Source organism: Mesorhizobium sp. AR02 (assembly GCF_024746835.1).
Lineage (GTDB): Bacteria > Pseudomonadota > Alphaproteobacteria > Rhizobiales > Rhizobiaceae > Mesorhizobium.
In genome coordinates, this window is the sequence record NZ_CP080531.1 from 3,336,097 (window position 1) to 3,361,936 (window position 25,840).

The 25,840-nt window shown below is 62.8% G+C and carries 26 protein-coding genes; 11 read left to right on the top strand and 15 right to left on the bottom strand.

What is annotated here, in order from left to right:
• Nucleotides 1–26 precede the first annotated feature (26 nt).
• Nucleotides 27–1,481, bottom strand: coding sequence for an aldehyde dehydrogenase family protein (locus tag DBIPINDM_RS20265; protein ID WP_258588884.1), 1,455 nt, complete (start codon nt 1,479–1,481; stop codon nt 27–29).
• Nucleotides 1,482–1,701: 220 nt separating this feature from the next.
• On the opposite strand from DBIPINDM_RS20265, the gene DBIPINDM_RS20270 reads away from it, so the two are divergent.
• From DBIPINDM_RS20270 to DBIPINDM_RS20290, 5 genes are all read left to right on the top strand, one after another.
• Entirely contained in the window at nt 1,702–2,778 is a 1,077-nt protein-coding gene (locus DBIPINDM_RS20270) for a helix-turn-helix transcriptional regulator (RefSeq protein WP_258588885.1), read from the top strand.
• 130 nt (nt 2,779–2,908) lie between these two features.
• Nucleotides 2,909–3,160, top strand: coding sequence for a hypothetical protein (locus DBIPINDM_RS20275; RefSeq protein ID WP_258588886.1), 252 nt, complete (start codon nt 2,909–2,911; stop codon nt 3,158–3,160).
• 400 nt (nt 3,161–3,560) lie between these two features.
• A complete protein-coding gene (locus DBIPINDM_RS20280) occupies nt 3,561–4,736 on the top strand; it encodes an efflux RND transporter periplasmic adaptor subunit (protein ID WP_258588887.1) in 1,176 nt (391 codons plus the stop codon).
• Between the two features lie 79 nt (nt 4,737–4,815).
• The gene (locus DBIPINDM_RS20285) at nt 4,816–7,989 is read left to right on the top strand and encodes an efflux RND transporter permease subunit (RefSeq protein ID WP_258588888.1); all 3,174 of its coding nucleotides are present in this window, start codon (nt 4,816–4,818) and stop codon (nt 7,987–7,989) included.
• A 123-nt stretch (nt 7,990–8,112) separates the two neighbouring features.
• Complete coding sequence (locus DBIPINDM_RS20290) at nt 8,113–8,271, top strand: DUF3309 domain-containing protein (protein WP_258588889.1); 159 nt, start codon at nt 8,113–8,115, stop codon at nt 8,269–8,271.
• 56 nt (nt 8,272–8,327) lie between these two features.
• On the opposite strand, the gene DBIPINDM_RS20295 is transcribed toward DBIPINDM_RS20290, so the two are convergent.
• On the bottom strand, nt 8,328–9,287 hold the full coding sequence (locus DBIPINDM_RS20295; protein ID WP_258588890.1) for an SDR family oxidoreductase: 960 nt from the start codon (nt 9,285–9,287) through the stop codon (nt 8,328–8,330).
• A gap of 114 nt (nt 9,288–9,401) precedes the next feature.
• Between DBIPINDM_RS20295 and DBIPINDM_RS20300 the strand changes: the two genes are divergently transcribed.
• Nucleotides 9,402–10,310: a LysR family transcriptional regulator gene (locus DBIPINDM_RS20300; protein ID WP_258588891.1), complete on the top strand. Its 909-nt coding sequence runs from the start codon at nt 9,402–9,404 to the stop codon at nt 10,308–10,310.
• Here the strand turns inward: DBIPINDM_RS20300 and DBIPINDM_RS20305 are convergent.
• The 4 genes from DBIPINDM_RS20305 to DBIPINDM_RS20320 form a co-directional block, all read right to left on the bottom strand.
• On the bottom strand, nt 10,274–11,449 hold the full coding sequence (locus tag DBIPINDM_RS20305; RefSeq protein ID WP_258588892.1) for an MFS transporter: 1,176 nt from the start codon (nt 11,447–11,449) through the stop codon (nt 10,274–10,276). The two genes, DBIPINDM_RS20300 and DBIPINDM_RS20305, sit on opposite strands and share 37 nt — an antisense overlap.
• A 435-nt stretch (nt 11,450–11,884) precedes the next feature.
• Entirely contained in the window at nt 11,885–12,193 is a 309-nt protein-coding gene (locus DBIPINDM_RS20310; RefSeq protein WP_202325602.1) for a DUF1244 domain-containing protein, read from the bottom strand.
• An 11-nt stretch (nt 12,194–12,204) separates the two neighbouring features.
• Complete coding sequence (locus DBIPINDM_RS20315; protein ID WP_258588893.1) at nt 12,205–13,002, bottom strand: N-formylglutamate amidohydrolase; 798 nt, start codon at nt 13,000–13,002, stop codon at nt 12,205–12,207.
• Between the two features lie 143 nt (nt 13,003–13,145).
• Nucleotides 13,146–13,334, bottom strand: a complete 189-nt coding sequence (locus DBIPINDM_RS20320; protein ID WP_258589485.1) for a hypothetical protein — start codon at nt 13,332–13,334, stop codon at nt 13,146–13,148.
• Between DBIPINDM_RS20320 and DBIPINDM_RS20325 the strand changes: the two genes are divergently transcribed.
• From DBIPINDM_RS20325 to DBIPINDM_RS20335, 3 genes are all read left to right on the top strand, one after another.
• Nucleotides 13,291–13,737, top strand: a complete 447-nt coding sequence (locus tag DBIPINDM_RS20325; protein ID WP_258589307.1) for a DUF1036 domain-containing protein — start codon at nt 13,291–13,293, stop codon at nt 13,735–13,737. The genes DBIPINDM_RS20320 and DBIPINDM_RS20325 overlap by 44 nt on opposite strands.
• The gene (pyk, locus tag DBIPINDM_RS20330; RefSeq protein ID WP_258588894.1) at nt 13,734–15,170 is read left to right on the top strand and encodes a pyruvate kinase; all 1,437 of its coding nucleotides are present in this window, start codon (nt 13,734–13,736) and stop codon (nt 15,168–15,170) included. Before DBIPINDM_RS20325 ends, pyk begins: the two co-directional genes overlap by 4 nt.
• A 193-nt stretch (nt 15,171–15,363) precedes the next feature.
• Entirely contained in the window at nt 15,364–16,098 is a 735-nt protein-coding gene (locus DBIPINDM_RS20335; protein WP_258588895.1) for a L,D-transpeptidase, read from the top strand.
• A gap of 39 nt (nt 16,099–16,137) precedes the next feature.
• On the opposite strand, the gene DBIPINDM_RS20340 is transcribed toward DBIPINDM_RS20335, so the two are convergent.
• The 3 genes from DBIPINDM_RS20340 to ykgO all read right to left on the bottom strand — a co-directional run bounded on the left by DBIPINDM_RS20340 (nt 16,138) and on the right by ykgO (nt 18,184).
• Nucleotides 16,138–17,205 carry an alpha/beta fold hydrolase gene (locus DBIPINDM_RS20340; RefSeq protein ID WP_258588896.1) on the bottom strand — a complete coding sequence of 356 codons (1,068 nt, stop codon included), beginning with the start codon at nt 17,203–17,205 and terminating at the stop codon, nt 16,138–16,140.
• A gap of 134 nt (nt 17,206–17,339) precedes the next feature.
• Nucleotides 17,340–17,948, bottom strand: a complete 609-nt coding sequence (locus DBIPINDM_RS20345) for a tetratricopeptide repeat protein (RefSeq protein WP_258588897.1) — start codon at nt 17,946–17,948, stop codon at nt 17,340–17,342.
• Between the two features lie 110 nt (nt 17,949–18,058).
• Nucleotides 18,059–18,184: a type B 50S ribosomal protein L36 gene (gene ykgO, locus DBIPINDM_RS20350; RefSeq protein ID WP_006327841.1), complete on the bottom strand. Its 126-nt coding sequence runs from the start codon at nt 18,182–18,184 to the stop codon at nt 18,059–18,061.
• Nucleotides 18,185–18,415: 231 nt separating this feature from the next.
• Between ykgO and DBIPINDM_RS20355 the strand changes: the two genes are divergently transcribed.
• The gene (locus DBIPINDM_RS20355) at nt 18,416–18,835 is read left to right on the top strand and encodes a lysozyme inhibitor LprI family protein (RefSeq protein ID WP_258588898.1); all 420 of its coding nucleotides are present in this window, start codon (nt 18,416–18,418) and stop codon (nt 18,833–18,835) included.
• 11 nt (nt 18,836–18,846) lie between these two features.
• Here the strand turns inward: DBIPINDM_RS20355 and DBIPINDM_RS20360 are convergent, their stop codons facing one another.
• From DBIPINDM_RS20360 to DBIPINDM_RS20370, 3 genes are all read right to left on the bottom strand, one after another.
• Nucleotides 18,847–19,923 (bottom strand): 5-(carboxyamino)imidazole ribonucleotide synthase, encoded by a 1,077-nt coding sequence (locus DBIPINDM_RS20360; RefSeq protein WP_258588899.1) that lies wholly within the window; start codon nt 19,921–19,923, stop codon nt 18,847–18,849.
• A complete protein-coding gene (gene purE, locus DBIPINDM_RS20365; protein WP_258588900.1) occupies nt 19,920–20,417 on the bottom strand; it encodes a 5-(carboxyamino)imidazole ribonucleotide mutase in 498 nt (165 codons plus the stop codon). The genes DBIPINDM_RS20360 and purE overlap by 4 nt, the downstream gene beginning before the upstream one ends.
• A 101-nt stretch (nt 20,418–20,518) precedes the next feature.
• Nucleotides 20,519–21,592: a hypothetical protein gene (locus DBIPINDM_RS20370; protein WP_258588901.1), complete on the bottom strand. Its 1,074-nt coding sequence runs from the start codon at nt 21,590–21,592 to the stop codon at nt 20,519–20,521.
• A 121-nt stretch (nt 21,593–21,713) separates the two neighbouring features.
• Between DBIPINDM_RS20370 and DBIPINDM_RS20375 the strand changes: the two genes are divergently transcribed.
• Nucleotides 21,714–23,081, top strand: coding sequence for a DUF2235 domain-containing protein (locus tag DBIPINDM_RS20375; RefSeq protein WP_258588902.1), 1,368 nt, complete (start codon nt 21,714–21,716; stop codon nt 23,079–23,081).
• Between the two features lies 1 nt (nt 23,082).
• Here the strand turns inward: DBIPINDM_RS20375 and DBIPINDM_RS20380 are convergent, their stop codons facing one another.
• From DBIPINDM_RS20380 to DBIPINDM_RS20390, 3 genes are read right to left on the bottom strand one after another with little or no spacing between them, the layout of a single operon-like run.
• Nucleotides 23,083–23,982, bottom strand: a complete 900-nt coding sequence (locus tag DBIPINDM_RS20380) for a ribokinase (RefSeq protein WP_258588903.1) — start codon at nt 23,980–23,982, stop codon at nt 23,083–23,085.
• The gene (locus DBIPINDM_RS20385; protein WP_095201206.1) at nt 23,979–24,854 is read right to left on the bottom strand and encodes a MurR/RpiR family transcriptional regulator; all 876 of its coding nucleotides are present in this window, start codon (nt 24,852–24,854) and stop codon (nt 23,979–23,981) included. The genes DBIPINDM_RS20380 and DBIPINDM_RS20385 overlap by 4 nt, the downstream gene beginning before the upstream one ends.
• Nucleotides 24,851–25,828, bottom strand: a complete 978-nt coding sequence (locus DBIPINDM_RS20390; protein ID WP_258588904.1) for an ABC transporter permease — start codon at nt 25,826–25,828, stop codon at nt 24,851–24,853. The genes DBIPINDM_RS20385 and DBIPINDM_RS20390 overlap by 4 nt, the downstream gene beginning before the upstream one ends.
• Between the last annotated feature and the right edge of the window lie 12 nt (nt 25,829–25,840).

Consider the following 25,840-nt stretch of genomic DNA (forward strand, 5'->3'; position numbering starts at 1 on the left):
CGAGGGCTGTCAGTGCCGGCGGATGATCAGCGGCCGGTCTGGATCCATACGACCTTCTGTTCGGTGAAATTCTCGATGGCCGCGTCGCCATGCTCGCGGCCGAAGCCGGAATCGCGCGATCCGCCCCAGGGCAGGCGGATGTCGGTCGGGCCATAGGTGTTGACCCAGACCGTGCCGGCCTTCAGCTCCCTGGCGAAGCGATGGACGCGGCCGATGTCGCTGCTCCACACACCGGCCGCCAGGCTATAGACGGTGCCGTTGGCCAGACGCAGCGCGTCGGCCTCATCGGTGAATTTGATGACGGTCGCGACCGGGCCGAAAATCTCTTCCTGCGAAATGCGCATCTGGTGCTCGACATCGGCGAACACCGTCGGCTTGACGAAATAGCCGACATCGCCGTGGCGGCTGCCGCCGGTTACCAGCGTCGCGCCTTCGTTGCGGCCGATCTCGATGTAGTCCAGAACGCGCTTCATCTGCACTCCGGAGACCAGCGGGCCCATTGCCGTCGAGGTCTCCTGCGGGTTGCCGATGCGGGTGGATTCGGCACGTGCGGCCAGCCGCTGGACGACCTCGTCATAGACGGATTCATGCGCCAGGATGCGCGAACCGGCCGAGCAGACCTGGCCGGTGTTGAAGAAGATGCCGGAACCTGCGGCCTTGACCGCGGTGTCGAGGTCGGCGTCGGGGAAGATGATGTTGGCGGACTTGCCGCCGAGTTCCAGCGTCACGCGCTTCAGGTTGCCCGAAGCACCCTGCAGGATCTGGCGGCCGACGACCGGCGAGCCGGTGAAGGTGATCTTGTCGACATCGGGATGGTCGACCAGGGCCTGGCCGGCGATCTTGCCGAAGCCCGGAACGACATTCAGAACACCGGCGGGAAAACCCGCTTCCAGCGCCAGTTCGCCGATCTTGAGCGCCGTCAGCGGCGTCACCTCGGCGGGCTTCAGCACCACCGTGCAGCCGCAGGCGAGCGCGGGTGCAATCTTCCACATGCCGATCATCAGCGGGAAGTTCCATGGGATGATCGCGGCAACGACGCCAAGCGGCTCGCGCACCGTGTAGGTCAAGGCATCGGGGCGGGCGGGAATGACCTGGCCGTTTATCTTGTCGGCCATCCCTGCATAGTAGGTCAGCGTGTCGAGGACGGCGGGCAGGTCCTGGCGGCGAATGGCCGAGACCGGCTTGCCGGAATCGAGGCTTTCCAGATTGACCAGTTCGTCCTCGTCGCGGCGGATGAGGTCGGCGAGCTTGAGCATCAGCAGACCACGATCAGCGGCGCGCATGCGCTTCCACGGGCCTTCGAAGGCCGCGCGTGCCGAACGCACCGCCGCATCGACATCGTCCACACCGGCCTCGGCGATCTTGGCGATCACCTCTCCGGTGGCGGGATTGACCGTTTCGAAGGTGCGGCCCGACAGCGCCGCCACGCGGCGTCCGTCGATCAGGAGATTGTGCGTCTGGTCGGAAGCCCGGGTGAGCATGCAAATATTCCCTAAATATGAAGTGAAATGCATATTTGGCGGATGAAGCCATAGCCTGCACGGTTGGTCGAAAGTTTATGATTCTGACAAACCGTTGGGAATATGATATTTATTGCCTATGCTATCAGAGCTAGATATGAACCTAGTTTCCTATCTCTCGCTAAGATAGATATGATATTGAGTGCATATCTTGCCTGCGCTCGAACCGGAGGAGACAGCTTTGATCCAGATCGAGATCGATCCGGTGTGGCGCTTCAGGCGGCGCGAGGATGCGCAATCGCTGCAGATCATGCTGGATTTCCTCGCCGAAATCCGGGCGACGGGCAAGATCACCTCGGCGGCCGACAAGGCGCATATCTCCTATCGGCATGCCTGGAACCTGATCGAGAAGTGGTCTGCGTTCTTCAACATGCCGCTGGTGGTGCGCAAGCAAGGCAGCGGCACCAGCCTGACGCCTTTCGGCGACAAGCTGGTCTGGGCCGGGCAAAGGCTGGAGGCGCGCCTTCGTCCCTTGCTGCAGAACCTGTCGCAGGAACTGGAGACCGAGATCAACCAGATGCTGCCGCATGGGCCGCTGGTGCTGCGGGTCCACGCAAGCCACGGTTTCGCGGTGCCGAAGCTGCGCGAAATCCTCAGCCGCGAGCCCGACATCGGCGTCGACTTCCGCTATGTCAGCAACCAGAACTCGCTGGCCTCGCTTGCCCATGACGGCTGCGACCTGGCGGGCCTGCACCTGCCGCAGGGCGAGTTGCGCAAACGCGCGATCGCCGCCAGCAAGGGCTGGCTGACGCCGAGCGTCCATCGCGTCATCAGCTTCGTCACGCGCGAAATGGGCCTGATGGTCAGGCGCGGCAATCCGCTAGGCATCACCACGCTGGAGCGGCTGCTCGATCCGTCGATCCGCTTCGTCAATCGCGATCCGGATTCAGGGACCAGGCTGCTGTTCGAACAGTTGCTGGCGCAGCACGGGCTGGATGGCACGCGCATCAATGGCTATGAGCATTCCGAGTTTACGCATGCCGCGGTCGCCGCCTATGTCGCCAGCGATCTGGCCGACGTGGCGTTCGGCGTCGAGGCAGCGGCGCGGCAGTTCGGGCTCGATTTCGTGCGGGTGCTGACCGAGGACTATTTCTTCGTCTGCAAGAAGCCGATCCTCGAGGTCGAGGCCGTCCGGCGGGTGCTATCGATCATGCGCGGCGAGGAATTCCACGCCGCTATATCGCAATTGCCGGGCTATCGCGTGAAGGATGCCGGATCGATCAAGACCATCAGCGAGGTCTTCCGGAAATCTGAGTAGCGACTAGGCGATCCCGCAAGGCGACAACCTTCGCGTGTGGAGGATGCTTCATCATGCTGACGCCTGCTGCCACGCCGTGCCGACGAGGCCGTGTGCTGTCGCACTGTATTGTCGCAGAGTGACGAGCGGAATGGTCGACACCACTCCTGCGAAGGGCACGGAAAATAGTCCGGGTTTCCGCAGCCGCACCGTGCTCGCGTCACCCCGCGAACCGGTGGGCCACGCCGATCCCAGACATTTCAGTGCCGCGGGTACCGGCACTCTCGATGCCGGGTTCCATGTCAACGAACCGGCCTCGGGCAATCCCCGCCTGATTGGCGTATCTTGCCATTTCCCGAGCAATTCCAATGCGTTGGTCAAGCGCCCCGTCGCCGGGGCTTGATGTCATTCGTTGACTGAAAATCTTTTGGCCGGTCGGTCAAAATCTGCTTTCAGATCAGAAATCCTGCGCACGACGGCGGCAGCATTTCCGAGAGTGCTTCGCTGCCCGTCGGCAACGACAGACCGGTCGTTCGGGACCGGGCATGGGAGCGGATCGTCAGCCGGCTGCCAGTCCGCTGAACCGGTATTTTAGCAGATCGAGAACAGTTTCGCGGCGGCCACACCTTGCCCGGCTACGCAATGCTGCTGCAACTTTCGGACTATATTGCGGTGCAACTTTGATGTAGAAGCGCGCTCGCCTATCACGGCAATTTGAACACGGTCAGGCGCGCACCCATATCGGCGACGCGCCCGCGACATGAAGGCGCGGTGCTGGCCGAACCCGCAGTGGAAAAATGACGATGCCTAAAATCAGGTTTCACAAGCTTGCAGCCATTGTTGTGCTCATTGGTTTCGCGGCGTGGATGGGAACGGGCGAATTCTCGTCGGTCGGCAGCGTAGCAGCCAACAAGGCCAAGGCAGCCGAGGTCGAGCAGGGCAAGGCGCCGGATGCGAGCAAACCGAAGACGGCGGAAGCCGAGGCGAAGGCGCCGCTGCGCACTGTTGCCGTTGTGACGCCGCCGCGCAAGACCTATGCGCGCGCCATCCGCATTTCAGGCCTGACCGAGGCCGACAAGCGCGCCGTGCTTGCCACACGTGTCGCCGGCGTCATCGACAAGCTGCCGGTCAAGCAAGGCGATCACGTCAAGACCGGTGACCTGGTGCTGATGCTGGCCGCCGAGGAAAAGATCTCGATGGTCGACAATGCCAAGCAGCTTGTCGCGCAGCGGCAGGCCGAGCTGGACGCGTCGCTGCGGCTGATGAAATCAGGCAATTTGCCCAAGCTGCAGCTTGACACCGCCCGCTCCAATCTGACCCTGGCGCAATCGCAGCTGGATACCGCGCAGGCCGAGCTCGACCGCAACGAAGTGAAGGCGCCTTTCGACGGCGTCATCGACCGGGTGCCGGTGGAACTCGGCAGCTCCGTCATGCAGGGCGGCGAGGTGGCGACCATCCTCAAGCTCGATCCGGTGATCGCGCGCGGCGAGATCAGCGAGCGCGACCTCGGCTATCTCAAGCTTGGCGACAAGGCCAATGTGCGGCTGGTCAGCGGCCAGACCGTCGAAGGCACGGTGCGCTACATCAGCCGCGACGCGTCGTCGGCGACCCGCACCTTCCGAATCGAGGTCGCCATCCCCAACGCCGATGGCTCGGTGCCGGCCGGCATGACGGCGGAAATCCAGCTCAGCGCGCTGCCGACCGACGCGGTCCTGCTGCCGCGTTCGGTGGTGACGCTCGGCGACAAGGGCGATCTCGGCATCCGCGCCGTCGGCAAGGACAACAGAGTGGCGTTCTTCCCGATCGACCTGGTCGATGACACGCCGACCGGCCTCGTGCTCGGCGGCATCCCCGCCGATGCGCGCATCATCGTTGCTGGCCAGGAGTTGGTGAAGGAAGGCGATGAGGTCAAGCCGGTCGAGGCCGACCAGGCGACCATCAACAAGCTGATCGGCGAAGCCACCGCCGGCACGCAGTAGCGCAGGGGCGCTGGCGCCGGGCCTTGCCCGGCGACGTCCGTCCGTTCGCCACTCCCGAAAGCAACAGCAGGCACAAGTCATGGATATCGTCAGACTCGCAATCAACAATGCCCGCCTGACCATCTCGGTCCTGGTCTTCCTGCTGATTGCAGGCTGGGTCGCCTATCAGTCGACGCCGAAGGAAGCGGAACCCGACGTTCCGATTCCGATGATGTATGTCAGCCTGATCTATCAAGGCATTTCGCCTGAGGATTCCGAGCGCCTTCTGCTGCGGCCGATGGAAAGCAAGCTGAAAAGCCTGAAGGGCCTCAAGGAAATGCGCTCGGCCGCCTTCCAGGGTGGCGGCTACGTGCTGGTCGAGTTCCAGCCGCAGACCAACCTGGCGACGGCGCTGCAGGATACGCGTTCCAAGGTGCAGGACGGCAAGGCCGACCTGCCGCAGGCGGCCGAGGAGCCTGTCGTCACCGAGGTCAATATTTCCGAATTCCCGGTGCTCGTCGTCACCTTGTCCGGCGAATTGCCCGAACGCGTGCTGGCTGCCGCCGCGCGCGAACTGCGTGACCGCATCGAGGAGGTACCCGGCGTTCTCGAAGGCTCGCTGCAGGGCTCCCGCGACAATCTCGTCGAAGTTGTCATCGATCCGATGAAGCTATCGTCCTACGGTTTGCAGCTCGACCAGCTGATCGGCGCCGTCGGCGCTTCCAACAGCCTGGTCGCCGCCGGCAACATCGAGGGCTCGGAAGGCAAATACGCCGTCAAGGTGCCATCACTGATCGAGACGCCTGAAGATGTGGCTGCACTCCCCGTGGTCGCCGGCCCCAATGCCGTGGTGCAGGCCAAGGACATCGCGACGATCCGCTCGACCTTCGCCGACGCCACGACGATCACGCGTCTGAACGGCAAGCCGGCCATCGCCATCGAGGTGAAGAAGCGCATCGGCGCCAATCTGATCGACACGCTCACCAAGGTGAGGGCGGTGTCCGACGCCTTCGTCAAGACGATGCCCGAGGGGATGCACGTCACCTACACGCAGGACAAGTCGGTCTTCGTCAACCAGTTGCTCGGCGACCTGCAGAACCACGTGATGATCGCCGTCATCCTGGTGTTCATCGTCATCCTCTACGCGCTGTCCGGCCGTGCCTCGCTGCTGATCGGCCTGGCCATTCCGTCGTCCTTCCTGATCGGCATCCTGTTGCTCGCCATGATGGGCTACACGATCAACATGATCGTGCTGTTCAGCCTCATCCTGGCTGTCGGCATGCTGGTCGATGACGCCATCATCGTCACCGAATTCGCCGAACGACGGATGAGCGAGGGCATGGCCAAGCAGGAAGCCTTCGCGCTTGCCGCCAAGCGCATGGCCGGTCCGGTCATCGCGGCGACGATGACGCGCATCGCCGCCTTCTCGCCGCTGCTGTTCTGGCCCGGCATCATCGGCGACTTCATGAAATACATGCCGATCACGCTGATCGTCACGCTGTCGGCCTCGATGCTCTATGCGCTGGTGTTCGCGCCGACGCTGGGCGCGATCTTCGCCAAGGCGCCGCAACACCACGAGGACGACAATCGCGACGGCTGGTACATGGCTATCGTCAAGCAGGCGGTACGCTTTCCAATCACCGTGGTTTTGCTGACCGTTGCGTTGCTGTTCGGCGTCGGCTTTGCCTATTCGAAGTATGGCGCGGGTGTCGAGTTCTTCCCGAGTGTCGAGCCCGACTACGGCCTGCTCTATGTCCACGCACGTGGCAACCTCTCGCTGGCCGAAATGGATACCGCGACCAAGATTGCGGAAAACAGGCTGCTCGGCTGGCCGGGCGTCAAATCGGTCTACACCCGCGTCGGCAAGACGCAAGGTGGCGGCCAGGATGTTCCGGAAGACGTGGTCGGCGTCATCCAGTATGAATTTGTCGACTGGCGCGAGCGCAAGTCGGCAAACCAGATCCTGGATGAATTGCGCGGCGTCATGGCCGGCATTCCCGGTGTCGATGTCGAGGTGCGTGTGCCGGAAGCTGGCCCACCGACCGGCAAGCCGATCCAGATCAGGCTTTCGGCCATCGACCCCAAAGGCTTGGACGAGAAGGCGCGCGCTGTCGCGGCGCGCATCGCCAAGGTGCCTGGCGTCATTGACATTTCCGATGGTTTGCCGCCGCCCGGCGTCGACTGGGCGATCGAGGTCGACCGTGCCAAGGCTGCCCAGTACGGAATCAGCCCGACCTCGGTTGGAACGGTGGTGCAACTCGTCACCAACGGTCTGAAGCTTTCGGAATACCGGCCTGCCGGCGCCGACAAGGCGGTCGACATTCGTCTGCGCTTGCCGGAGGACCGTCGTACGCTGTCGACGCTCGACGAACTCAGGGTACAGACCTCGCAAGGGTCGGTACCGATCTCCAACTTCGTCGTCCGCAAGGCGAAGCCGAGTGTCGGCATCCTCAACCGCATCGATGGCGCCCGCACCGTGGTGGTGCAGGCCAACGTTGCGGCCGGCGCCCAGGTTGCCGCCGTGCAGCAGCAGGTCACTCAGGCTGTCACCGACATGAATCTCAGCAGCGGCATCCGCTGGAAGCTGGCCGGCTCGAACGAGGACAGTGCCGAAGCCAGCGCCTTCCTCGGTAAGGCATTCGGCGCGGCGATCTTCCTGATCTTCCTCGTGCTCCTGATGCAGTTCAACAAGTTCACCAGCGTGCTGATGGTGCTGTCTTGCGTGGTCATGGCGACGATAGGCGTGTTCCTTGGACTGCTGTTGACCGGAGAGGCATTCGGTATCGTCATGTCGGGCATTGGCGTCATCGCGCTGGCCGGCGTGGTGGTCAACAACAACATCGTGCTGATAGACACCTATGACCGGCTGCGGGAAGAAGGTTGGGATAAGATGGATGCCGTGCTGCAGACCTGCCGCGAGCGTGCGCGCCCGGTGGTGCTGACGGCGGTGTCGGCGATCCTCGGCGTGTTGCCGATCGCCTTCGGCCTTGGCCTCGAAATCTTCCATCACGAGACGACGATCAACGCGCCGTCGACGCAATGGTGGATCTCGCTGTCGTCGGCGATCGTCTTCGGCCTGTCCTTCGCCACCTTGCTGACGCTGGTGGTGACGCCGTCGATGCTGATGATCTTCACCCGCAGCAAGAACAGCCGCTTCTACGCGTTCTTCCGTCGGGTCTTCCGGCGCGGCAAGGGCACGGTTTCGTCGACCGATGCGCCGGGCCGGGATGCCAGCGTGGAACCCGCGATCGCCTTTCCAAAAGCCGCCGAGTAGGCAGGCTTCCCAATCTGACTGGCAAAGGCCGTCCGGAACAACCGGACGGCCTTTCGCATTGTCCCCCCAAGAGCAATGCAAGGCATTGTCTCGTAGCAGAGCGTCAAATGCGGGGAATGTCTCATGCCGATCAGCACTCTCGTCATCGTCGTCCTGATCCTTGTCCTCATCGGTGCGGTGCCGGCCTGGCCGCATTCACGCTCGTGGGGTTATGGACCTTCGGGCATTGTCGGCGTGGTGCTGGTAGGGATCGTGGTGTTGCTTTTGATGGGGCGGCTCTGAGCCGCCTTTTTGGTTCAATGTGAATGGACGGGACGGGCATGGCCCGCCGACGTGGTTCAGGCTGCTTTCGACGTGCCCTTCACAGTGGCGATGCCGATGTCCTCGAGGGCCTGGGCGACCGCCTGATTGAGCGGCGTGTGCGGGATCTCGCCGATGATGCCTTCCAGTCGCGTCGAGGCCAATTGGTGCGGCTCGAAGCGTAGATAGGACATTGAGACGATCTCGCGCCACATCGCCACGAACGGGCTGCCGGCGCGCAGCACCCACCAGGGCATCGAGGTCATCTTGAGCGGCCGGCCGAACGCCTTCTCGGCGGCGGCCTTGATCTGCAGGTCGGTGACGGCATGACCTGGAAAGTTCAGCGCCTCATAGGAGCCGAGCTTGTCGAGATTCTTGGCCAGCGCGACGAAGCCTACCGCGAAGTCCGGCAGGTAAGCCCATTCATGCACGAGATCGGCCGGGCCGGGCGCGGTGTAGATGCCCTTGCTCATCTTGGCGGCGACGACCAGGTCGAACCACGAGCCGCTGCCGGTGCCGCCGAAGAAATCGCCGGCGCGCAGCAGAATGGTGCGCACCCGGCCTGCTTCTGCCTCGCGGCGGAACAGATCCTCCATGGCGCAGCGGATGCGGCCCTTCTCGGTCGTCGGATGGAATGGCGTGTCTTCCGTGATCACCGCCGGCATCGGCGAGCCGTAATTGTAGACGGTGCCGGGGAACAGATGCAGCGCGTTGTTGGCATGGCAAGCGGCCATCACATTCTCAGCCATCGGCAGGCATTTGCCCCAGTCGGTATAGATCGGATTGAGGCCGTTGAAGATGATATCGACACCTTCGGTGGCGCGGATCAGCGACTGACGGTCCAGCGCATCGCCGGCAACCGCCGTGGCGCCTTCGAGTTCGGCCGGCACCTTGCCGGTGCGGGTGACGGCGCGGACGTCGAAGCCTGCTTCGATAAAGGCCTGGCCGACCACACGGCCGAGCCGGCCATTGGCGCCGAGAATTGCGATCTTGGTCATTTGAGTTCTCCGGGTTGGTGTTTGCGGTCCGTATCGGTGTTTGCAGGTCGAATATGATTGCCCCACGGATGAATTGAAATTGACCATGAATGCAGATTTGATATTCATTATTGAATGGCAGATATCGACTGGAACCTGATCAAGAGCTTCGTCACCGTCGCGGAAACCGGCAGCCTGTCGGCCGCCGCGCGAAAGCTGTCGGCCAGCCAGCCGACGCTTGGCCGTCACATCTCGGAGTTGGAGCAGGCGCTCGGCGTCACGCTGTTCCGGCGTGGGCGCAGCGGCTATGCGCTGACGGAAGCCGGCGCCACGCTGTTCGAGCGCGGCAAGGCGGTCAGCGAACAGGCGAGTGCCTTTTCACGCCTGGCGCTGGGCTCCGTCGAGGCGATCGAAGGCACGGTGCGCATCGCCGCCAGCGAAGTGGTGGCGGCCTATGTGCTGCCCGACATGATGGCGCGGCTCGGCATCGAGGAACCCGGCATCGAGGTCGAGATTGTTGCCTCGAACCAGGTCGAGAACCTGCTGCGCCGCGACGCCGACATCGCCATCCGCATGGTCAAGCCGGCGCAGAACGAACTGGTGGCGCGCAAGGTCTGCGATATCCCGCTCTGTGCCTGCGCGGCCATTTCCTATCTCGACCGGCGCGGCCGCCCGCTCGGGCCGGCCGACCTTGTCGACCACGCCCTGATCGGCTTCGACCGCAGCGACGAGATGATCAGGGGCTTTGTCCAGCATGGCATCCCTGTCACCCGTGGCAGTTTCCGCTTCAGGGCCGACAACCAGATCGTGCTGTGGGAAGCGGTGCGGGCGGGAAACGGTATCGGCCTTGGCCAGGAGCCGCTGGCCGATCGCGATCCGCTGGTGGAGAAGCTGCTGCCCGGCCTGCCGCTGCCAAGCCTGCCGGTATGGCTGGCCATGCATCGCGATGTGCGCAGCAGCGTGCGCATCCGCCGCGTGGCGGATTTTCTGCACGAGGAGCTGAAACGCTATTCGGCTGCTGCAGGTGCGAATTCGGCGCGGTGAGCGAGGCCCGCCATCAGCAAGACGACGATCAGCAGCACCGACATGGCAATGAAGATCGGCCCGAAGCTGGAATGCTCGGCGACGAAGCCGATCGCCGACGGCGCCACCAGAATGCCGGAATAGCCCATGGTGGTGACGACGCTCATGCCGGTGCCTGACGACATGCCTTCCTGGTTGCCGCCGGCCGAAAAGATGATCGGCACCATGTTGGCGATGCCGAAGCCGCAAAGCGCAAAGGCCGCGATGGCGAGCCAGGGCGAAGGCGACAGGCCGGCGACCAGCATGCCGGCGGCGGCGACAATGGCCGAGCCGCGCAGCGTCGTCACCGCGCCAAAACGGTTGCGCACGCCGTCGCCAAAAAAGCGCATGATCGCCATGACGCCGGAAAAGGCGGCGTAGGCAAGTCCGGCGACGGCAAGGTCGGCGCCAAGTTCCTGCCTGAGATACAGCGCCGCCCAGTCGAGCACCGCGCCTTCGGAGACCATCGTCAGCAGCGCCATCAGGCCGATCAGGTAGACCAGCGGGTTTGCCGGCAGAGCGAATTTATGATGCTCGGTCGCCTGGGGCTTGTCCTCGGCGACGAGATACCCGACCGCCATCGCGATCGCCGCGAAGGCAAGCGCGGTCACCACCGCGGCATGGGTGAGGTGGCCGTAGTGCTGGATGGCAAAGCCGCCAAGCGCACCGCCGGCGAAACCGCCGAGGCTCCAGAAGCCGTGCGAGGACGACATGATCGCGCGGGACAATTTTCGCTCAACCACCACCGCATTGGCATTCATGGCGACATCCATGCCGCCGATCGAGCCGCCGAAGATGAACATGGCGATGGCCGCCAGCGGCACGTTGGGCGCCAGCGCCACGACCAGCAGGCCGAGGCTGCCGCAAAGACCGAACCAGCGCAGCACGCTGCGCGAGCCATGTTTCGAGATCAGGTGGCCGCACCAGGTCATGGCGGTGACGGCGCCGGCGCCGAACAAAAGGATCAGCAGGCCGAGCGTGAATTTCGAAATGTCGAGCCGGGTCAGGAACACCAGGATCTGCGGCGCCCAACTGCCGGTCAGGAAGCCATTGGCAAGGAAAATGGCCGCCACGGCCCATCGCCCGCGAATGGCAGTCTGCATGGCGCTTTGCGCGTTCATAAGGCGAATCCGGTCAGAAAATGGCTCTGCGCGGCAAATTAGATCGATTCAATTTTCAGTCAAGCACCGGTCGCAGGGAATGCTTGGACCAAAGGCCGAAATGGGACAAGCATCGTTCTCGACGGACTTCCCTACGGTGGGGATTAGCGGGAACGGCTCTCCCTTCGTCATCCACGGGCGGAGCAAGGAGCGTAGCGACGCGGCGCAGACCCGAGGATCCATGCCGCGACTTCTGAGCGATGCTACGGTGCAGAACTGGCTTCGGTGAGCGTCACCTTCATTCTGAGCCGCTGTGCTCTTTGGCGATCGTCGCGGCATGGATCCCAGGGTTTCCGCGACGTCGCTTCGCGACTGCTCCACCCTAGGATGACGAAGTCGGAGAACCTCGCCCATCGCGGATACCGTGGCCGGAGGCCGCTCGCTCTATCAGGATCGCTAATGGTCCTTGGGACGCCTTGCCTCGAATTCGGCCTTCTTGGCATCCGACGCCTCGGTCTGGTTGAGAGCCTGCCATTCGGCATAAGGCATGCCGTAGACGATCTCGCGCGACTGGTCCTTGGAGAGATCGACGCCCTCGGCATTGGCCGCCTCGCGATACCAGTTCGACAGGCAGTTGCGGCAGAAGCCGGCGAGGTTCATCAGGTCGATGTTTTGCACGTCGTTGCGTTCTCTGAGATGCTCGACCAGTCGGCGAAAGGCGGCGGCTTCGAAATCGCGCTTCTGCTCGTCGCTGAGTTTGGTCATCGAAACCTCCGTCATAACGGCCCGGTGCGCGAGCCGAACATCTTCACGACATGTATATCGGGACGGCGGTCGATCGCGTCAACGATCGGCGCCAGGCGCTCGGCCCAGGCGAGGGCGCCCTTCTGGTCCGATATCAAATCCTGGCGGATCTCGATCAATGCGTGGGCATAGCCATTGACGATGGCGTGTTTGAACATGGTGTCGCCGCGCAGTGCGCCGTCATAAGGCTCATTGTCGCCGACGATGAGTTTTTTATCCTCGGCCAGCATATCGATCAGCGGCCGCGCCACCCGGTCGTCCCGATCCCACAGGATGCCGACATGCCAGGGGCGTTGCCTGCCCTGCATGACCGGCGTGAAGGAATGCACCGAGAAGATGAAGGGCGGCCGACCGGAAGCCTGCGCGACCGAGGCGATCATGGCGCCGACGGCGTCGTGATAGGGACGGTAGAAGCGGTCGAGCCGCCTTTCGCGTTCCTCCGGTGCCATGGGATAGTTTCCCGGCACGACCGTGCCGTCATAGAGCTGGCGAATGAGCGTCGGATCGTCCTCGCCGCGATTGGGGTCGATCAACAGCCGCGAAAAATTGGCGATCAGCGCCGGCACGCCGAGCGAGGCGGCGAGTTCGCGCGTCACCGCCTCGACGCCGATATCATAGGCGATGTGGCGGTCGAACTCCGCTGCGGGCAGGCCGAGGCTGCCATAGTCGTCGGGCAGGTCGCGGCGGGCATGATCGGCCAGAAGCACGATGCCCCGCTTGCGGTCGCTCTCGACAATGTCGAAAGGCGCGAAAACTGTGGATCGGGTCATTGGCGGGAAATGGTCTGTTCGCTGGCTTCCGGGGAGGGTGCTATCGTCATTCCACGAAGACGACGCGTGCGCAATGCCGTTGTTTGGCCAAGGTTTCCCGGGAAATCTGGCAAAGGGCGACGGATAGTGCGCCGGGAGCCTTCCTAAATCGATTGGAATTGATCAAAACGGCGCGTTGACATGCGCCCGGACTTTTCCGAAAAGGGGCGCAGAGAGATGCTGATGTGGTTCTTGAGGGGTTTTGGGATGGATTCCGCCGGCAGGCAGCGCATGCGCTCTGCCTTTGCCATGCCGCTCCTGACCTTGACCTTTGGCCTGTCGGCGATGGTCATGGCCTCGCCGGCGCGCGCCGATTTCCGCGTCTGCAACGCCACGCAGAACCTGGTCGGCGTCGGCATCGGCTATCGCGCCAAGGCCGGCTGGATCACCGAAGGCTGGTGGCACATAGAAGGATCGAGCTGCAAGACGTTGATCGAAGGGCCGCTGTCATCAAGGTTTTACTATCTTTATGCAGAAGACGCAGAGCGCGGTGGACGCTGGGACGGCCCGATCAACATGTGCGTGGCTGAAAAAGAGTTCAAGATCGCCGGCGTAAACGACTGCGTCGCCCGGGGCTTCCAGCGCGCCGGATTCCAGGAATATGACACGGGCGAACAGGCAAGCTGGATGGTCCAGCTGACCGATGAGCCCGCAACGGGAGGCGCTCCAGCCGCCCCGGGAACCAACAGTCAATGAGACGCAGCCGCAAGGTCAAGATCCTAGCCACAATCGGTCCGGCCTCCTCTTCAGAGGAGATGCTGAAGAAATTGTTCGAAGCGGGCGCCGATGTGTTCCGCATCAACATGAGCCATACCGACCACGAACTGATGCGCACGCTGGTCGGCCGCATCCGGGCTGTAGAGGAAAAGGTCGGCCGGCCGATCGGCATTCTCGCCGACCTGCAGGGCCCCAAGCTGCGCGTCGGCAAGTTCGCCAACGGCAAGGAAGTGCTGACGCCGGGCCAGACCTTCACGCTCGACGACAATCCCGAGCCCGGCACCTCGACCAGGGTCTACCTGCCGCATCCGGAAATCCTGAGTTCGGTCGAGGCCGGTCACCGTCTTTTGATCGATGACGGCAAGCTGGAACTGAAGGCGGTGAAGAGCGACGGCAAGTCGATCGTCTGCACCGTCATTGCCGGCACCACGATTTCCGACAAGAAGGGCGTCAGCCTGCCCGATACCGACCTGCCGGTCGGTGCGCTGACGGAGAAGGACCGCAAGGACCTCGACGCAGTGCTGGCCACGGGCGTCGACTGGATCGCGCTGTCCTTCGTGCAGCGGCCTGAGGATCTGGCCGAAGCGCGCAAGATCGCGCGCGGCCGAGCGCTGATCATGGCCAAGATCGAAAAGCCGCAGGCCGTCGCCCGACTGGCCGAGATCATCGAACTGTCCGACGCGCTGATGGTCGCCCGCGGCGACCTCGGTGTCGAGATGCCGCTGGAAGCCGTGCCCGGCATCCAGAAGCAGATCACGCGCGCCGCGCGCCGCGCCGGCAAGCCGGTGGTGGTCGCCACGCAGATGCTGGAATCGATGATCACCGCACCGGTGCCGACCCGCGCCGAAGTCTCCGACGTCTCGATCGCCGTTTTCGAGGGCGCCGACGCCATCATGCTGTCGGCGGAATCGGCGGCGGGTGCCTATCCGGTCGAAGCGGTGGCGATGATGAACCGCATTGCCACCAAGGTCGAAACCGACCCGACCTATGCCGGCATCATCAACGCCCAGCGCTCGGAGCCGGAAGCCACAGGTGCGGACGCCATTTCGCTGGCTGCCCGCGAGATCGCCGAAACGCTGAAACTGGCGGCGATCATCACCTACACGGCGTCCGGCACCACCGGGCTGCGCGCCGCGCGCGAACGGCCGCAAGTGCCGATCATCGCGCTGTCGCCGATACTCAACACCGCCCGGCGGCTGTCGCTTTTGTGGGGCACGCATTGCGTCGTCTCGCCCGATGCCACCGATCTCGACGACATGGTCAACCGCGCCTGCCGGATTGCCCTCGAGGAAGAATTCGGCAAGCCGGGTGACCGCGTCATCATCACGGCCGGTGTGCCACTGAGGACGCCCGGCTCGACCAACATGCTGCGCATCGCCTATGTCGGATCGGACGCGCAGGGCAACCGGTAAGCGGTTGATTTCCTGACTGAAGCGTTTCACGCGGTTTCGCTGTGGCCACAATGCAACAAAGGCACGAACAATGTTCGTGGCCTTTGTTCTCGACACAGGGTCGCCCTGATCGCCTCTACAAGACACGGGTGACGCGGTATCAATGGCCGCCTCCCTTCCTGTCGGCATTTCCCATCGTTTGAAAGTATATTGAATGCCATTTTTCGTTTCACGCCGGTCGCTTTTGACCGGGCTGTCGCTTGTTGGCGTTTCGGCGATTTCGGCCTGTGCCCAAATGCCCAGACAGTCGATCGGTGTGGCCGCTTCTCTCAATCCGCCACTGCTGGAGCCGGTGCCGGAAAGGGCCCCGATCGAAGATGCCGCGTCTGAAACGATAACCCCCGCTTCGCCCGACTACGCCAGCATGTACAGCGCGGTCGAAGACGGCGGCCATGCGCTGCCGGCGATCCCCTTCAGCAAGGTCGACGGGCGGTTCCTGCGGCAGATCGTTGACGATCCGACAGGAGAAAAACCCGGAACGATCGTGGTCAACACGACCGACAAGCACCTTTACTGGGTGCTCGAGGACGGCAAGGCGATGCGCTATGGCGTTGGTCTCGGGCGCCAGGGCTATTCGTGGAAGGGTCGCGCAATCGTCCAGTGGAAACGCAAATGGCCGACCTGGACGCCGCCTTCGGCAATGATCCGCAGGGACCCGAAACTGGAGAAATGGCGCCAGGGAATGCAGCCAAGCATCAGCAACCCGCTCGGCTCGCGCGCGCTGTACATCTTCAAGGACGGCGTCGATACGCTCTACCGGATCCACGGATCGCCGGACTGGAAGTCCATCGGCAAGTCCGCCTCATCGGGTTGCGTGCGCATGTTCAATCAGGACGTCATGGACCTCTACGACCGCGCTCCCGGCAAGACACAGCTGCTGGTCATCTAGCGTACGGCGCCCGGCAACTGCCCTGGCGGCGAAAGGATATCAGGTCGGCGCGAGCTCGGCCTGCGGCTCTTTGATGTCGGCACATCTGCCGGCGCCGTAGGCATCGCCGGCAATTCGCGTTTCCACTGTCCTGGCCATCGCCTCCAGATCGGCATCCTTGCCGGCGACCTTCTCGATGGCGCCGACGACGAGGTCGGGGGCGATCCAGTCCGGCTTGTGGCCGAGATTGTGCACCCAGACGAGTTCGGCACCTGCTATGTCGCGCACCAGGCCAACGGAATGGATATGCGCGTAGACGACCTTGTCGCGGTCGCCGGAGATGACGACGGTCGGCGCGGTGATCTGGTTGTAGTGCGGTGCGGCGCCAAGCGCATAGGCATAGAGCCCGGCAACGTCGGTGGCGTTGGCGCGAAAGGCCGCCGGCCGCAGCACCAGCGGGATCGCGGCCGTGCTGAGATAATTGTCCGGCACCTTGTTGGGCGAGAACACGCAGGTGGTGGCATCAGCCATCTGCAGCGTTCCGGCCGGATAGGTCAGTGTCTCGGAAAACAGCCTGCCGATCACCGGAACGGTGGTCAGGTCGTAGTACCAGGACGTCGCGCCGCCCGGCCAAGGATGGGTCGCCGGCGCCAGGAAGACGAGACCGAGCGTCTTGTCGGCATGCTCGCGGCCGAAAGCTGCCGTCACCACGCCGCCGAAGGAATGGCTGACGATGATCGCCTTCTTGATGCCGAGACGGTCCATCAGGGCGGCGATGGTAGCGGCCTGCGCCGACGGGTTTTCATTGTTGCCAGGCCAGCGCCCGGACCAGCCAAAGCCCGGCCGGTCGAAGAACAGCATTTCGGCGCGGCCTTCGAGCAGCGGCCGCAGCGGCAACATCTGATCCCGGAGATTGGCGCTGGCGCCATGGATAAAGACGATCGGCGGCAGGTCCGCATTGGCGGGGGCGGGAATGTGGACATAGTGGATGCGGGCGCCGCCAATGTCGGCGAATTCACCGATCGGCGGATCGCGACGTTCGATCAGCCACGAGCCGACGCGGGTGACACCGACAAGGACCAGGATGAGTGCGAGGAGAAAGGCGAAGGCGGCGTAGATCAGGTTCATGCGGGGATATACGGGGGTGGGACGGGATAAGTTCTGGAGGGCAGTAGGGCAGTAGGGCAGTAGGGGCGTGTGTTCCGCAGGTGCAATCTACCCCTACTGCCTTACTGCCCTATTCCCTTACTCCCTTCACGGCATCAAATGCCTTCGCCGGCAAGCTCTTCCGAAAGGGTGGCGACCTGGTCCTGGGCGCTGCGCATCATCGGATAGATGGCCAGCACCTTCTGCCAGGCTTCGAGCGCCGACTGCTTGTGGCCGGTCAGCGCCATGATCTGCGCCAGACCCGACAGCGCGCCGAAATGGCGCGGCTCGAGTTGCAGCGTGCGGTCGATGTCGGCCATCGACTTGCCGTAGTTCTTCATCATGAAATGCACTGTGGCGCGCCGGTTCCAGCCTTCGGCATAGGTCGGCTGCAAGGTCACCACCTGGTCGAGGAAATCGAGCGCGACGCCGAACTTCTGGTTGTCCATCGCTTTTTGCGACCACAACATCATCAGGTCGATCGAGGCGCTGCCCGACTGGAACCATTCGCTCCAGATGTTGCCGGCGATGCGTTCGGCCGCCTTTTCGTTGCGCTCACGCTTCAGGTCGGAAAACAGCTTGTCGAGCCGGGCCTGTTTGGTCATCGGCGCGGCGGGAGCTTCCGGGGCGGCCGGCGCTGCCGGCTGATCGTCCGCGGCCCAGACCGGCACGCTAATGGCGCCGGAAACAGGCAGAGCTATCAAAAATGCAAAAAGAATCCGCATCGCCCGATCCTAGTCCCGGGCGGCGGAACAGCAAAGTGATTTTAGCGTGAGAAGGGTCGGCAGGCCGACAGCATCAAATGGCGGAGGCAAAAAAGCCTCCAGCCGAAAGCTCAGCCCTGGCGCGCCTTGTAACGCGGGGCGGTCTTGTTGATGATGTAAACGCGGCCCTTGCGGCGAACCAGCTGGTTGTCGCGATGACGCGCCTTCAGCGCCTTGAGCGAATTCTTGATCTTCATGGTCTTGCCTGTCGGTGTGGACCCGGTCCCGGGTCGAAATTTTAAGGCGCGCCAGAAGACGCGCCTTTTCAACGGTGGGTGGCTCATAAACGAGGAGCCTTGTCCGTGTCAACCGCAAGCGTGTTCCACACCCCCATATCATCAAATATCCGCCATGTCGGCCGTGCGGCATTGCGCGGCCATGGGCCGGCTGGGATGATGCCGTGTATTTCAAGTGATTTGGGGACGATGATGCGCCGAATACTCCTGTCTGCCTGCCTTGTCCTGCTGGCGGGAGCTTCGATCGCCCGCGCACAGGAGTGCGACCGCTCCGACGACAGCCAGCAGATGATGAATATCTGTGCCGGCGAGGACTATCAGGCCGCCGATGCCAAGCTCAATGCGGCCTATCAGAACCTGATCAGTTCCGACGATGCCGATGCCAAGAGATTGCTGCAGGCAGCGCAGCGTGCCTGGATCGCCTTCCGTGACGCCGAATGCGCGCATACCACCGCCGCCAGCGCGGGCGGTTCCATCCACGCGATGGAAGTTTCGCAATGCCTGACCAGGCTGACCAATGAGCGCCTCAAGCAGCTCGCCGCGTCAGCCAATTGCGAGGAAGGCGATGCGAGCTGCGCCAATTCCGGCGAGGACAGCGACGAGGTGCAATAGCTCGCTTCGAGCTAAGTACGGCGGCTGATGCGGGTGAAGTGACCCATCTTTCGGCCTGGCCGCGCCTCCGCCTTGCCGTAGAGATGCAGCATCAAGTCGGGCTCGGCGAGCAGTTCGGGGACGCGCAACACGTCGTCGCCGATCAGGTTCTCCATCACGCAATCGGAATGGCGGTCCGGGTTGCCCAGCGGCAGGCCGGCGACGGCACGGATATGCTGCTCGAACTGCGAAACGATGCAGGCGGCCTCAGTCCAATGACCTGAATTGTGGACGCGCGGCGCGATTTCGTTGGCCAGCAGCGAACCGTCGGCCAGCACGAAGAACTCGACACCGATGACGCCGACATAATCGAGCGCCGCCAGGATTTTTGCCGCCGCCGCCCGCGCCGCGTCAGCCGTTTCAGGCTTGACGCCGGCCGGCAGGGTCGAGGTGTGGAGAATGCCGTTGCGGTGGACATTCTCGGCCGGATCGTAGGCAGCGACCGCGCCGTCCAGCCCGCGCGCCGCGATCACCGAGATCTCGCGCTCGAAAGGCACGAAACTTTCCAGGATCAGCGGAACATTGCCCATCGCCTCGCAGGTGCCGGCAAAGCCACCCGTTTCCATGTTGCGGAAGACACGCTGCCCCTTGCCATCATAGCCCATGCGCCGCGTCTTCAGGATGCCGCTGCCGCCGAATGCCTTCAGCGCCGCCGTCAGCTCATCGTCAGTGTCGACCGGACGGAAATCGGCGGTGGCGATGCCGATGCCGTTGAGGAAGGTCTTTTCGCTCACCCGGTCCTGCGCCACGTCAAGCGCGCGCGCCGGCGGATAGACCGGCACCTTGGCGGCAAGCGCTTCTGCGGCCGCGACCGGAACATTCTCGAACTCGTAGGTGACGACGGCACTCGCCGCTGCCAGTTCGGCAAGAGCAGCCGGGTCGTCATAGGCAGCTGTAATCTGCCGGTTGGCGACCTGTGCGGCCGGGCAATCCGGCTGTGGCTCCAAGACGATGGTGCGGTAACCGAGGCGGGCGGCAGCCATCGCCAGCATGCGGCCGAGCTGGCCGCCGCCAATGATGCCGATGGTCGATCCGGCGGGCAGGCTCACGGCGTGTCCGTCGGTTCAACGGCGACCTTGGCGGTCTGCGCGGCGCGCCAGGCATCGAGGCGCTGGGCAAGCTTGTCGTCGTTCAGCGCCAGCACGGCGGCAGCCAGCAAGGCCGCGTTGGCCGCACCAGCCTTGCCGATGGCCAGTGTGCCCACAGGAATGCCGGCCGGCATCTGGACGATGGAGAGCAGCGAGTCCTGCCCCGACAGCGCCTTTGATTCCACCGGCACGCCAAACACTGGCAGCGGCGTCATCGCCGCCGTCATCCCAGGCAGATGCGCGGCACCGCCGGCGCCGGCGATGATCACCTTGTAGCCGGCGGCCTTGGCGCCCTTGGCGAACTCATAGAGCCGGTCGGGTGTGCGGTGCGCGGAGATGATCAGCCGCTTGTGCGGGACGCCCAGCGCCTCCAGCGTTTCGGCCGCATGGCGCATCGTTGCCCAGTCGGACTGGCTGCCCATGATGATGGCGACGTCGGCGCGTTGATCGTCCAAGCTCGTGCTCCCCGGCGACAAAGGCGCGCCTTAGCGGAATTCGGCAGCAACGGCAAGGACGGATAGAGAGCGGTGGGCATGTGATGCCGACGGTGATCCTATCACGAATTAAAGCCTCGGATGGCGCCCGTTGGGATCCAGCCAAGTCTGGTGACCACGTAATCCCGGACGAAATCCCGTTCCTTTGGCGTCAGTTCCTTATCCCAGGCAAATCCTTTTCCGAATTCATCTGAGGCCACAAATTCCGCCACGATACGGCCTGCTTCTTGCGGCGTCGGGTCCGTCTCGTAGGAGGAGATGATGAGATCGCTCAGACAAGCCAGCACCAGCAGCACACGCGCCAAGACCGGACGTTGCTCCGACTCGAAATTCTGGAAAAGACCCAGCGCCTCCTCGAATACAGCTCGTTGTTCTCCTCCTATTGCAGCGGCCGTTTCAAATTCTCCATAGGTTTTGACCCGGAGCACTCCGCCTTCGTTATGCAGCATCGCGTCCGCGATGGCGTCGACATCGCCCACAACGAAGGCCTGCCGAAAGAAGCGCGCCGGCTTCTCGATCCGCAAAGTCTCCCAGTTTTCCGCATTTGGCTCATAGGGCAGCACAGGATCGTATCCAGCCACAACAAAATCATCCGTAAGCGCAAAAAAATAAACTTTGGCCAAATAGTACTTAAGAGCGATACCTGGATCGCCGTATATGTCGACAAATGTCATCTTCTTCTGAATCATTCTAAAAATTGCGATGGGTATAAGGAGATAATAAACAGTTGAAAATAGATAATATCCTTCTGGCTTTAGCCAGTTATCCTTATCTAAACCGACCTCCCTTGCTCTTTGAGACCGGCTTAGGCTTTTTACCCTAAAATACGATTGCTCGCACGCCTCATAGAGTTGAAAAAGAAGCGGTTCGATCTGTTCATAAAGCCGTTTGCGCGCATCATATTCGTAATCACGCCGCGCGTTTCTGGACGCGTTGAGATCGGAGAGTTCTGCCTTTGTGGACTCGATTTGCTCTACCAGCTCCGATTTGAGTTTTTCGAGCCGTCTATTGGCGCCGAATCCTACAAGCTGAACAAGCAAAGTAACCACAGCGCTGGTGGACGCTGCGATCAATGCCGCCGCTACAGTTGCTGAAGCGGCTTGTCCTCCTGTAATGCTTTCGAGGAATCCAGCCATTCTGTGTTTCCATCACTCTTCGAAACGGCCTTGATTTTTCTATCTTGTCAAATCGAGGGCACTCCGACCTTATGAAATATGTGAGATGATGACAAAGACCTGAAGCAGTCGGAAAAGAACAATGGCGAAGAGAATTATCATCCTTCTCGACGGAACATGGAACGATGTCGAATTCAGCAACCAGGATACAAACATTGTCCGCTTGCGCAACATCATTTCGGCAAATCTGAGCTCGGGGTCGACAATCCTGACGAAGGCAGTTCGCGGCCCCGAGCTGAAGCCGGGCCAGAAAATTGCGGCGGGTCGGACGACAAGTGACGGGCAGGAAAACCTGGTGTTCTACGAGCGGGGAGTGGGCACGAACGGGATCGACAAAATTCGGGGCGGATTGCTGGGAGAAGGCCTCGATGCCAGCGTTCGAAGTGCGTATAGATTTCTGTCCTTTTACTATCGCCCTGGCGATTCCATTTTTGTCTTCGGCTTTTCAAGGGGAGCATATAGCGCGAGAACATTAGCCGGCTATATTGCGGCTGCAGGATTACTGAAACGAGATTCCTGTACCCGGTATCTTGAAGGCGTGGCTTGGGCTTTCTACCGGACGCCGCCAAATGATAGATTGCCCGGTGTTTGGGCGAGTCTCACGCCCTATGTGCACAATCGCGACGATTTCCGGATCGATTGTTTGGGCGTTTTCGATACTGTTGGCGCGCTCGGTGTGCCGCTAAATTTGTTCAGCCGCCTGAATCGGAACCGTTTCGAATTCCATTCGGTCGAGCTCTCGTCCATCACCAAGGTAAATCTTCAGGCTTTGGCCATCGATGAGCATCGGCGCCCGTTCCAGGCAGCGGTTTGGCGAAAACCCCGGTTCCAGTCACTTTCCAGCGTTACAGAACAGGTTTGGTTTTCTGGCGTCCATGCGGACGTCGGGGGAGGATACTGGACGGACGGGCAGCGACATCAATGGGGCATTGCGACTGATGACATTTCGCTTGATTGGATGCTGAAGCGAATTGGCCATTTCTTTCCCCAATTTCCTTTTTCAGGTCGCGGCTGGGCGACCGTTGAAGAGAATTGGTCGTTCGCGCCGAAGCACAATTCGCGCAGCCTGCCCTTTCGGTTCATGCCTTCTGCACTTCGAGTCATCAACAATTCATCGGCTTTGCGCGGGAGAGCGTTCGAGACAATCGTCTGCCAGGATCGCAACGCCGACCCGATTGGCGAAATGGTCCATGTCAGCACACTTAACAGGCTTGGTGCGCGGGTCTATGACGGAGACGTGATGGCATACTACTGCCCTCGCAATCTGACGGCGAGCCTCAATACAATTGAAGCTACGTATGGCCTCGGCAAAAAGACGCCGGGCGACTATGATTTGCTTGTTGTTGATTGGTCAGGAGAGCCGATGGATCCGAAGAATCCAAGAGATGTCTCGAAGATTCGTCCTCTTCTTGCATCGGCACGCTCGCGTATGCAGGCGCTGGCTCACTAAACTAGAGGCTTTGACGCTCGGCCTCCGGCGTCGAAACCAGCAACGCCGAAGCGGCGTTGGCGACGGTGACGGCCGCTCGCATACCCTCGCCACGGGAAAGTGCCGCGGCCAGAGCGCCGACGAATTCGTCGCCCGCGCCGTGCGTGCTGACGAGCTTGACCGAGATGGCCGGCAGCGCGAAGGCGTCGCCGGTCCGGTCGCAACAGGCGACGCCCTCGCCGCCGGCCGTGACGATCGCGACTGGGCAGAGGTCGACCAGAAGCCGTGCCGCTTGCGCGGCGCCGTCGAGCGTCTCGACCACGGCCGTGCCGGCCAGGAATTCCGCTTCGATGGCGTTGACAACGAGGACGTCCACGAGTGCGATCAGGTCTTCGGAAAGCTTGCGCGCCGGTGCGGCATTGAGCAGGACGCGGCCACCCTGTGCCTTCACTGCGCGCGCGGCGGCAATGCTGGCGGCTTCCGGCACTTCGTTCTGCAACAAGAGCACCGCAGTCTGGGCTATCGTCTCGGAAGCGCAGGTAATGTCGGCATCGCCCAGAGTCAGATTGCTGCCCGAGACGATCACCGCGCCATAGTCGCCGCCCGCGTCGAAGATCGCCACGCTCATGCCAGAGCCGGCGCCCGCGGCCACCCGCACGAAGCGGCGGTCGACGCCGCCGCGATCGAGATTGGCCAGCAGCGCGCGTCCGAAATCGTCGTCACCGACGGCGCCGATCATCGCGGATCTCGCGCCGGCCCGTGCCGCTGAAACCGCCTGGTTGCCGCCCTTGCCGCCGCATTTCGGGTGCCAGGCATGGCCGGTCACAGTCTCGCCCTTGCGCGGGCGGTCCGGGGCGTCGACCATGATGTCGTAGTGCAGGCTGCCGAACACGGTGACCTGCTGTGCTGTCGACGGCGTCATGAGCCCCGGTCTTTTCGTTTCGACGTGACCGCAGACATGGTGCGGCCGAGATTGCGCTCCGCCGCCTGGTAGTCGCGCTGCGCCACTGCCACGAACAGCGCGTCGAGAATGTTGAGCTGGGCGATGCGCGCCGCCGCGTTCTCGCCCATCAGCGGCGAGCCCTGCGCGGTCGAGCACAGCACGATGTCGGCGATCTGGGCCAGCGGCGAGTTGTCGTAATTGGTGATGGCCAGCGTGCGCGCGCCATTCTTGCGGGCGAGCTGGATGGCGTCGATGACGGCCGAGGTGTTACCCGAATGCGAGAAGCCGACGGCAATGTCGTCCGCGCCGAGCAGCGAGGCCGACATCAGCATCATGTGCGAATCGTCGTAGACGGATGCGCGGATGCCGATGCGCAGGAATTTGTGCGAGACGTCGCGGGCGATCTGCGCCGAACCGCCAACGCCGTAGAAGTCACGGTTCTTCGCCCGAAAGAGCAGCTCGGCGGCGCGGTCGAAATCCTCGATATCGAGGATAGCGAGCGTCTCCTCCAGCGCTTGGATCGAGGTGCGGAACACTTTTTGCACGATCTCGGCCGAACTGTCGTCGGACGACAGTTCCTGATGCATCTCGGCGGTCGGCAGGCGGCTGTATTCATAGACGGCGGTGCGGAAGTCGCGGTAGCCGGAGAAGCCGAGCTTCTTGGCGATCTTGACCACCATCGCCTCGGACACGCCGGATTCCTCGGCGATCTGCTTCAGCGGGATCGTCTCGTCGAAGCCGCGCCGTCCAAAGACGGTCTCCACCACCTTCGCTTCCAGCGGGGTGAGATGCGGCATCATCATGCGGATGCGCGGTCCTACCGCTTTCAGGTCCAGCCCGCTCAAGGTCATCCACGCCCCCTCGTCACACGATCGATAAGCATCGCGGCGAGGATTATAAGGCCAGTTGCCAAGAGCTGATAGAAGGACTGGACGTTCATCAACGTCAAACCGTTGCGCATGGCGCCGAGGATGACGGCACCGAGGATGGTGCCGACGACGCTGCCTTTGCCGCCCATCAGCGAGGCGCCGCCGATGGCTGCCGCCGCGATGGCGTCGAGCTCCCAGAGATTGCCGAGGATCGGTTCGGCCGCGCCCAGTCGGCCGATCAGGATCTGCGCGGCAAGGGCGGCCAGCAGGCCGGAAATCATGTAGGCGGCGATCTTGGTGCGGGCGATCGGCACGCCGGCGATATAGGCGGCTTCCTCATTGCCGCCGACGGCGAGCAGATATTCGCCGAAGGGCGTCTTCTTCAACACGATCCAGGCGATAACGGCCACGCAGGCGACGATGATGACCGCCAGCGGCAGGCCGAACAGCGAGCCGTTGAAGATGGCGCGGAAGCTTGCCGGCAGGCCGAGCACCGGATTGCCGCCGGTGTAGATCAGCGCCAGCGCCCTGTAGGTGCTCAGCGTTCCCAGTGTCACGATGAAGGGTTGCAGCCCGACATAGGCGACCAACACGCCATTCACCAGGCCACACAGCAGGCCGATGGCGAAGCCGGCGGCGATGGCCAGCGGAAACGGCACGCCGGCAACCAGCATCGAGGCCGAGATGACGGCCGAGAGTGCCGCCGTCGGCCCAACCGACAGGTCGATGCCGCCGGAGATGATGACCAGCGTCATGCCCAGTGCCAGGCAGGCATTGATGCTCGACTGCTGCAGGATGTTGATCAGGTTGCGCTCGGCGAAGAAGCCCGGCACCAGCGCGCCGAAGACGGCGAGGATCACCAGGAGGCCGATCAGCGTGCCGGCGTCGCGCATGGAAAAACGCTGCAGGATGGCGGCGCCCGGCCGTGCCGGCGCGGCTTGCGATAGGTCAGACATGGGCAATCCTGT

Bases quoted from the DNA above. Each gene is read 5' to 3' on its own strand.
- DBIPINDM_RS20265 (WP_258588884.1), bottom strand. From the start codon at position 1,481: ATGCTCACCCGGGCTTCCGACCAGACGCACAATCTCCTGATCGACGGA.
- DBIPINDM_RS20275 (WP_258588886.1), top strand. From the start codon at position 2,909: ATGGTCGACACCACTCCTGCGAAGGGCACGGAAAATAGTCCGGGTTTC.
- DBIPINDM_RS20280 (WP_258588887.1), top strand. From the start codon at position 3,561: ATGCCTAAAATCAGGTTTCACAAGCTTGCAGCCATTGTTGTGCTCATT.
- DBIPINDM_RS20285 (WP_258588888.1), top strand. From the start codon at position 4,816: ATGGATATCGTCAGACTCGCAATCAACAATGCCCGCCTGACCATCTCG.
- DBIPINDM_RS20290 (WP_258588889.1), top strand. From the start codon at position 8,113: ATGCCGATCAGCACTCTCGTCATCGTCGTCCTGATCCTTGTCCTCATC.
- DBIPINDM_RS20295 (WP_258588890.1), bottom strand. From the start codon at position 9,287: ATGACCAAGATCGCAATTCTCGGCGCCAATGGCCGGCTCGGCCGTGTG.
- DBIPINDM_RS20300 (WP_258588891.1), top strand. From the start codon at position 9,402: ATGGCAGATATCGACTGGAACCTGATCAAGAGCTTCGTCACCGTCGCG.
- DBIPINDM_RS20305 (WP_258588892.1), bottom strand. From the start codon at position 11,449: ATGAACGCGCAAAGCGCCATGCAGACTGCCATTCGCGGGCGATGGGCC.
- DBIPINDM_RS20310 (WP_202325602.1), bottom strand. From the start codon at position 12,193: ATGACCAAACTCAGCGACGAGCAGAAGCGCGATTTCGAAGCCGCCGCC.
- DBIPINDM_RS20315 (WP_258588893.1), bottom strand. From the start codon at position 13,002: ATGACCCGATCCACAGTTTTCGCGCCTTTCGACATTGTCGAGAGCGAC.
- DBIPINDM_RS20325 (WP_258589307.1), top strand. From the start codon at position 13,291: ATGCCGCTCCTGACCTTGACCTTTGGCCTGTCGGCGATGGTCATGGCC.
- DBIPINDM_RS20320 (WP_258589485.1), bottom strand. From the start codon at position 13,334: ATGACCATCGCCGACAGGCCAAAGGTCAAGGTCAGGAGCGGCATGGCA.
- pyk (WP_258588894.1), top strand. From the start codon at position 13,734: ATGAGACGCAGCCGCAAGGTCAAGATCCTAGCCACAATCGGTCCGGCC.
- DBIPINDM_RS20335 (WP_258588895.1), top strand. From the start codon at position 15,364: ATGCCATTTTTCGTTTCACGCCGGTCGCTTTTGACCGGGCTGTCGCTT.
- DBIPINDM_RS20340 (WP_258588896.1), bottom strand. From the start codon at position 17,205: ATGAACCTGATCTACGCCGCCTTCGCCTTTCTCCTCGCACTCATCCTG.
- DBIPINDM_RS20345 (WP_258588897.1), bottom strand. From the start codon at position 17,948: ATGCGGATTCTTTTTGCATTTTTGATAGCTCTGCCTGTTTCCGGCGCC.
- ykgO (WP_006327841.1), bottom strand. From the start codon at position 18,184: ATGAAGATCAAGAATTCGCTCAAGGCGCTGAAGGCGCGTCATCGCGAC.
- DBIPINDM_RS20355 (WP_258588898.1), top strand. From the start codon at position 18,416: ATGCGCCGAATACTCCTGTCTGCCTGCCTTGTCCTGCTGGCGGGAGCT.
- DBIPINDM_RS20370 (WP_258588901.1), bottom strand. From the start codon at position 21,592: ATGGCTGGATTCCTCGAAAGCATTACAGGAGGACAAGCCGCTTCAGCA.
- DBIPINDM_RS20375 (WP_258588902.1), top strand. From the start codon at position 21,714: ATGGCGAAGAGAATTATCATCCTTCTCGACGGAACATGGAACGATGTC.
- DBIPINDM_RS20380 (WP_258588903.1), bottom strand. From the start codon at position 23,982: ATGACGCCGTCGACAGCACAGCAGGTCACCGTGTTCGGCAGCCTGCAC.
- DBIPINDM_RS20385 (WP_095201206.1), bottom strand. From the start codon at position 24,854: ATGACCTTGAGCGGGCTGGACCTGAAAGCGGTAGGACCGCGCATCCGC.
- DBIPINDM_RS20390 (WP_258588904.1), bottom strand. From the start codon at position 25,828: ATGTCTGACCTATCGCAAGCCGCGCCGGCACGGCCGGGCGCCGCCATC.